The following is a 6,231-nucleotide window of genomic DNA, read 5'->3' on the forward strand; positions in this document are numbered from 1 at the left end:
AACGACTTTATTGTTATATTTTTTAGCGTAGTGAAGTATCTTGCATCACAAAAATTAAACAACTATTTTTAACCCCGTCCTAAATTTAGAACGGGGTTATACTTGTTCCATCAGAGGCTGCTATCTTAATTACATATTGAATTTTATTCGTTAATAGATTCTTAACCTTAACTATGCAAGCACATCTTCTAAGATTTTCATTTATAAATGAAAAATTTCTACCCAATTGCAAATAAACAAGATTCATCGCTACCAGATATCTATTTGTATCCTGATCTAGCAATTGAATCATCTTTATAAAATTTTCCAACCCTTGCCCTCTAATATTCTTTGTAATTTCTAACATTTTAAAATCAATCGGTTGAATCTTTCTACCATAAATTGATTCATCAAGCCCCAATACTTTCCACAATACAAAAACATCCGTTCGCTTATTTTGATTATAAGCGAACGGATGTAAATTACGCAAATATTTAAACAACTATCTTATATTTTAAACGAATTTATTATTTTTTAAACAACTTTATTATTCGTGAACACTAGGTGAGACCCGGCAGTGCTAAGCACGAGGAGGCTCATCAGTCGTCCACGGTAAAGAAGACACTGTAAAAGGCTTGCTTGAACAGATGTCGCACTTATACCCGGAGTGGTGAAAGCGTAATGTTTTTTCGCAGCGATATTTGAAAGCCAACTAAAGCTACCACTCCTACGTCGCATTTTATATCAACTACAAAATAAAAAGCAATAATATTTACAAAAGAGCCAATAAAAAACATCCCCTTATGAATAAACGAGGATGTTGTTCGATATTGTTTACTCTTCAAATAAGAAGCTAAATTGTACGCTACTGGAACGAAAAGAGATTCTTGAAAAAATCATTCCTGATGATGGACTAATTACAAAAGTTAAATGGCTACTTGGAAATGGAATTGCCTATTTTGACCAGATTAAGAGTCATGATTTAGAAGGGGTAGTCCTTAAAAATACTAGCTCTAAATATCAAATCAATAAGCGCTCTAATAACTGGTTAAAAGTGATTAACTATAAGTATGAGAATGTATACATCACTGGTCTGTGTAAAGATAAATTCGGGATGCTATTGAGCTACGAAAATGGCAATTATGCAGGGTTAATGGAGTTTATGCCAACTTCAAATAGAAAAGAATTTTACTCCGTTTACCAAGATTATATTTCGAGCGAGAATGATAAATTTATCTATCTTGACACAAAAATCAAGGCTAAAGTTAAATTTCGAAATTATACTAGTAAGGGATTACTTAGAATTCCGAGTTTTGTGGAGTGGGTTTCATAATTTAATTTATGTTCATTAATGGTATAAAATTCAGTTTCTTTTTTATTTCTCTAAATTTCATCCGCAAATTATTTCCCTAGATCATCAAGAAAATCTTGGTCTAGGTCAATAAATTCATCACTTGTTTTCTCTTTCTGTTCTACTGTTTTAGGTTTCGTTTCGTGGTCTTTTTTCGTATTACTTGAGATATTTTGATTGGAACTTGTTGGGATATTTCCTGATCCTCTTGTTTCATTTATATATAAACGTATTGCCATTCGTATGTGCCTGGAACGTTGTCTTTCAGGTATACTTTCTAAAAAATCATGAATTACCTTGTCCTCTATGTCATCATATGAAAAAATTCGTCTAACTAGTGCCATGATAAAAACTCCTAACTTTAACTTTTTTAGAGTGTCTTATCCATTCAATAAGACAAGACACTCCATTAATTTTTCCTGTTACGCCAACTTCTGTTTATTATTTGGTTTATTATTTGCGGAAATAGTGCTTGATAGTTTGTAAAACCCGTTCAAGTTCGATTCTTGAGAATCGACAACAACTTTTAAAGCTTCTTCATTAAAAGCCTTTTTGAAATGTTCTCCAACGATATTAACTCCACCACCAGTGAGAATAAAATTGTCTATGCTGTTTCGATTGGTTAAGGTGCTGTCTATATCAGAAATACGCTTTTCCACAAAATCAATTATAATTTCCTTTGCAATATCTTCAAATGGATACTTTTTTCTTTCAGATATTTCAGCGATCATTGTTCCGTTTTTAAATCCTTCTTCGACAAATGAAGAGTCTAAACCTTTTACTCCATTTTCTCTTTCAATACGTTTCGCTATTCGTTTATGAACATCATTCATTCCTTCGTAAAACGTTTCAGATTTGTCATCTAGGCGTTTTAAATTCTTAAATGTATCCATAATTGTTGTTCCTGCTCCGAAGTCAATAACGGTAATAGTACTTGTCATTAGAGTTTTATGAATTTGTCCCGAATCATTCATGTATTCGTTTAGTAATGTTCCCAAAGGTTGTTCGATGATTCTTACATCCACAACGTTTATCATGCGTTGCACTCCATTACGGGTTACAACATGCTTTTGTTGTAAAAAGCGTTTAAATTCTTCTGATTCCTTTGTTCCTACCTCTTGAGAAGGTACACCAGTCACTATTGTTACTTCATCAAGCTCATATTCTTCATAATCACTTGCTAGTTCGGCTAAAATAAATGAACAAAGTAACTTAAACCTTTTTTGCATGTAGCGATTATGATGGGTATATGTAGGAATTAAAGAATCGGGATCAACTGCGTTTTTGATTCCATCTCCCCAAATATACACTTCTCCGTCATCTAAATTTGATTCAAATTCGTTATAACCTGAATTTGTGTCAAATTCTGTTGCCATATTGATAATGCTTGATGTACCGATACTATCTCTCTTTGCAATCGTGCTAGGCGCAATAATTGTCCTCTTTCCATTTTTAGCCTTAACAAAGCCATTCCCTACATCAAATGCAAATGCTAACATAGAAAATCACTCCTATTAATCGTTTATAACCTATTTTATGCCCAATATATCATACTGTATGGCATAATTCAATAATAATCTAATTAATAATTACTTTTTTAAAGTATGTAGAACAAAAAAAGAGTAGCATGTCGCTACTCTTTGAATTCGTTTGCAAAAGATTTTAAACCTAAGATAAATCTATTAGTTTGCTTTTCTTTGGGGATTATGTATATCACTGTTATTGCTGGTGATTCTTCTGTGTATTTCAGCAAGTCTTTCAATACAGATCTTGGCGCTCGCTTTAAATTTATTTTGCATATCCTCGATTACATTATGGGAATTAAAGTCAATAAATTTCAACATATGATAGGGAATTAATGCATATCGGGAACAGTTGGAAGCCTGTGCTTCTTGTAAGCATCTATACTGATTTGGCAAAGATGTTTGGATTCCCGAATGTAATTCAACATGGAAAAGTTCATGAAAAAAATGTTCTTTTTTTCTAACCTCCTCAATTCTTTCGTCTACTACAATCATTTTCATATCTTCAGCAATGACGTAGTGTGAAAAAATGGGTTTTTCAACATAGAGTATGTCTTTGGTTTGGCATATAGCTTCAATGTCAATGTCACTTGGATGTATAATTCCTTCATTGATGTACCATTTAGAAATCCATTCTTCCAAATGTGTAGGACAATAAAAAAACATCGTATCACTCCTGATGTAACATTTTTTAAAACACTACTATAGTACTCACATTAGTCATGATACGATAGACCCAATAAATTGACAAATGTTTAGCTTTTTTTCTTTTTTGTAGGACTTTACTACTTTTTCCTGGTTTTAGCTTTATGTGCAACCCACTCAAAATGCTTTTTAATCTCTTCTACATCTTCTTTATCTAAATTCTTCCAATCGTCTATGTTAAAAAAGCCTACGCTGTCGATGCCTAATTCACGAACGAAATCATTTATTTCTTTTAACGAATTATATGGCTCTTTGTCATGTTTTTTGTTATCTCTACCTAATAAATCGTCAGTTGTAACTTCAAAAAAATCTGCCAGCTTCTCTAGCATTTTATAATCAGGTTGGTTTTCACCTGTCTCGTATTTAGCATAAGTCGATCTCTTGATACCTAATTTTTTTGCTATTTCCTCTTGCGTCAACTTTGCTCTTTTGCGGTATTCCTTTAAACGAACATTAAAACTCAAACCCTACCACCTACTCATAATTGGTATTAATATTTAGAGTAAATACCTATTTTATGTGATATTATATCACATTATATCAGTGTTTGCATAGAAGTGTATGATACTGAAACCTAGAAATAAATGGATGTTTCGCTTGACAGTTATGAAACATCACAATATAATTGTGATAAATAATAACAAATATGGTCAAAAAGGATGATGTTTTGTTGAAGCCAGTCAAAAGACTTTGGTTGTGTAAAATGCGAAAAAATTCAGGCTTGACGCAATGGCAGGTCGCTAAAGATTTAGAAATAGGGCGTTCCACTTATGCAAAAGCTGAGTTGGGTTATGCGGTAAGTGTCGATACTGCCAAACGGATTGCGCAATTATTTGGGGTTAGCTGGGTGCTTTTTTTTAATGAAGATTGTTCTGTTTCAGAACAATTGGAGACGATTCGGAATATTAAATAGTGTTTAGTAACACTAAATTAATAGGGGGAATTGATATGGAGCAAACATGCTTATACGACTATTTAGACAAGCAAGACGATCCATTATATAGAAAAATTTTACTCTTAAAAAAAGGAGAGGATTTTTACGTTGATATTTATAAAATATCATTAAACTTGTTTGGGCTATATGAAGTCACTTGTCATGAATCACATATTGCATTTTCCTCTAGGGATGAATGTTATCGTTTTTTGAACAAAAAAATCAATGAGTCACAGCTTAATCGGATTAATAAAACTAATTGAAGTCATATCGGGGATTAGTATTACTTGTATGTCATACTACAGTATGATATATTGGTTTTTGAACGAGGGGGTGTACCATTGGGGGATGCAGTAATTCAATTCAAAGGAACGATCTACGAAGGTGGATATGGATTGATTGCTAAACAAGTGATGCGAGATAAGTCATTACCAAAACAGTCAAAGCTCATTTATGCATATATGTGTTCATTTGCAAGTATTTCCAGTAATGGGGAACGTACAGCTTTCCCAAGTGTAGCTTTGCAGTGTGCAGAGTTAGGTATGAGTGAAGATACTTACTACAAATGGAGGAAGCCTTTAATTGAAAAAGGTTTGATAACCATTACCAAAACAAGAAGTAATGAAGAAGATAGTAAGGGTCAATTTGATAGAAACATATATTCAATCGAGCCAATACCTGTTCCAGTGGTGGATGAGGAAATAGGAGAGGACGGAAGTAAAAAAGATCCATACCCTAAAAAAACGGGATCGGATATGCCATACCCAAATAGTTCGGGTACGGATAATCCATACCCCAATTATTCGAGTACGGGAAAATCGAGTACGAAAAACACGGGTACTATAAAGAATAGTTTAAAAAGTAACAGTTTTAATAAACACAAAGATACTATAGATACCAAAGATACTAAAAGTGCTATCAACAAAGAGAATCCTTTCATTCATTCTTTAACTACAGAGGAAAAAGAAAGGTTGAAAAATGAATACATGAAACAAGCATTTTTTGAAAATGAAGAAAAAGTTCCTAGAAAGTTAGCTTTGGTGTTGCAAGTGTTTACTGATACTCCTGAACAAGCTGAAAAGTATTATCGAACAATTATTTTAGCGAAGAACAACGTTGAAAGAGAATATGATTGTGTGATATGGCTGGAACATGAGCCTGAACTTGAACAAAAGATAGTTAATTGCTTTAGTCGTGCAATTCGTAAGATTGAAAGAGAAAGGAATATTAATAACCCACAGGGGTATGTCTACAAAAGTATTTATGAGTTAATTTCCACTGAAATCGCTGATAGGAATAGAAAATATCAAAAGAAAGGACTGTTTTTTGATTGGATAGAAGGTGAGGGGGAGGAAAACTTTGGATGAGTTCATTTCTTTGCAAGCATCAAAAAAACATGGTGGAAATGCAAGAATCAAAAGAGAAAGAAGTATGATTGAAAACGTTCAGATTTTATTTAAGGTTAGTCCATACAGAAAATCTTCAAATGGAAAGGAAACTCTAAGAGTAAACATGAGTCCTTATTGGGAAAAACAATTTGATGATATGTTTAAAAAATGGTGATTGCAAAACTTAGTAACAATTTAAGGTTGGAGGAAGGGAACTTGGAAACAGGGTAATGTCAAAAGTTCTATGAAAACTCACTAGATTTCTATCAGTGGTTGGGTGGTTAACTCACGCAATCGCCCTTGACAAACACGCCAATGGTTTAGGTTGTGAATAACAAGGGCGAAGGGAAC

At 33.1% G+C, this 6,231-nt stretch carries 10 protein-coding genes; 5 read left to right on the top strand and 5 right to left on the bottom strand.

Features of this window, described 5'->3' with window-relative positions; translation table 11 throughout:
* Window positions 1–85: 85 nt before the first annotated feature.
* Complete coding sequence (locus ACFSCZ_RS13230) at window positions 86–412, bottom strand: hypothetical protein (RefSeq protein WP_380774477.1); 327 nt, start codon at window positions 410–412, stop codon at window positions 86–88.
* A gap of 384 nt (window positions 413–796) precedes the next feature.
* On the opposite strand from ACFSCZ_RS13230, the gene ACFSCZ_RS13235 reads away from it, so the two are divergent.
* Complete coding sequence (locus ACFSCZ_RS13235) at window positions 797–1,312, top strand: ATP-dependent DNA ligase (protein WP_380774479.1); 516 nt, start codon at window positions 797–799, stop codon at window positions 1,310–1,312.
* Window positions 1,313–1,380: 68 nt separating this feature from the next.
* Here ACFSCZ_RS13235 and ACFSCZ_RS13240 read toward each other — a convergent pair whose 3' ends face one another.
* From ACFSCZ_RS13240 to ACFSCZ_RS13255, 4 genes are all read right to left on the bottom strand, one after another.
* Window positions 1,381–1,674, bottom strand: a complete 294-nt coding sequence (locus ACFSCZ_RS13240) for a hypothetical protein (RefSeq protein ID WP_144463410.1) — start codon at window positions 1,672–1,674, stop codon at window positions 1,381–1,383.
* Window positions 1,675–1,752: 78 nt separating this feature from the next.
* On the bottom strand, window positions 1,753–2,829 hold the full coding sequence (locus tag ACFSCZ_RS13245) for a ParM/StbA family protein (protein WP_144463411.1): 1,077 nt from the start codon (window positions 2,827–2,829) through the stop codon (window positions 1,753–1,755).
* A gap of 183 nt (window positions 2,830–3,012) precedes the next feature.
* Window positions 3,013–3,519, bottom strand: coding sequence for an ImmA/IrrE family metallo-endopeptidase (locus tag ACFSCZ_RS13250; protein ID WP_144463412.1), 507 nt, complete (start codon window positions 3,517–3,519; stop codon window positions 3,013–3,015).
* A 119-nt stretch (window positions 3,520–3,638) separates the two neighbouring features.
* Window positions 3,639–4,022, bottom strand: a complete 384-nt coding sequence (locus ACFSCZ_RS13255) for a helix-turn-helix domain-containing protein (protein WP_380774482.1) — start codon at window positions 4,020–4,022, stop codon at window positions 3,639–3,641.
* Window positions 4,023–4,228: 206 nt separating this feature from the next.
* Between ACFSCZ_RS13255 and ACFSCZ_RS13260 the strand changes: the two genes are divergently transcribed.
* From ACFSCZ_RS13260 to ACFSCZ_RS13275, 4 genes are all read left to right on the top strand, one after another.
* Window positions 4,229–4,471: a helix-turn-helix transcriptional regulator gene (locus tag ACFSCZ_RS13260; protein ID WP_186306588.1), complete on the top strand. Its 243-nt coding sequence runs from the start codon at window positions 4,229–4,231 to the stop codon at window positions 4,469–4,471.
* A gap of 35 nt (window positions 4,472–4,506) precedes the next feature.
* Window positions 4,507–4,755: a hypothetical protein gene (locus tag ACFSCZ_RS13265; RefSeq protein WP_144463415.1), complete on the top strand. Its 249-nt coding sequence runs from the start codon at window positions 4,507–4,509 to the stop codon at window positions 4,753–4,755.
* A gap of 78 nt (window positions 4,756–4,833) precedes the next feature.
* On the top strand, window positions 4,834–5,859 hold the full coding sequence (locus ACFSCZ_RS13270; protein ID WP_144463416.1) for a helix-turn-helix domain-containing protein: 1,026 nt from the start codon (window positions 4,834–4,836) through the stop codon (window positions 5,857–5,859).
* Window positions 5,852–6,055: a hypothetical protein gene (locus ACFSCZ_RS13275; RefSeq protein WP_144463417.1), complete on the top strand. Its 204-nt coding sequence runs from the start codon at window positions 5,852–5,854 to the stop codon at window positions 6,053–6,055. The genes ACFSCZ_RS13270 and ACFSCZ_RS13275 overlap by 8 nt, the downstream gene beginning before the upstream one ends.
* The last annotated feature ends 176 nt before the right edge of the window (window positions 6,056–6,231 follow it).

Origin of the sequence: Siminovitchia sediminis (assembly GCF_042680885.1) — a bacterium.
In the GTDB taxonomy this organism is placed as follows: domain Bacteria; phylum Bacillota; class Bacilli; order Bacillales; family Bacillaceae_C; genus Siminovitchia; species Siminovitchia sediminis.

Excerpts from the sequence above, each read along its gene's own strand:
- ACFSCZ_RS13235 (WP_380774479.1), top strand. The coding sequence starts at position 797 with ATGTTGTTCGATATTGTTTACTCTTCAAATAAGAAGCTAAATTGTACG.
- ACFSCZ_RS13240 (WP_144463410.1), bottom strand. The coding sequence starts at position 1,674 with ATGGCACTAGTTAGACGAATTTTTTCATATGATGACATAGAGGACAAG.
- ACFSCZ_RS13245 (WP_144463411.1), bottom strand. The coding sequence starts at position 2,829 with ATGTTAGCATTTGCATTTGATGTAGGGAATGGCTTTGTTAAGGCTAAA.
- ACFSCZ_RS13250 (WP_144463412.1), bottom strand. The coding sequence starts at position 3,519 with ATGTTTTTTTATTGTCCTACACATTTGGAAGAATGGATTTCTAAATGG.
- ACFSCZ_RS13265 (WP_144463415.1), top strand. The coding sequence starts at position 4,507 with ATGGAGCAAACATGCTTATACGACTATTTAGACAAGCAAGACGATCCA.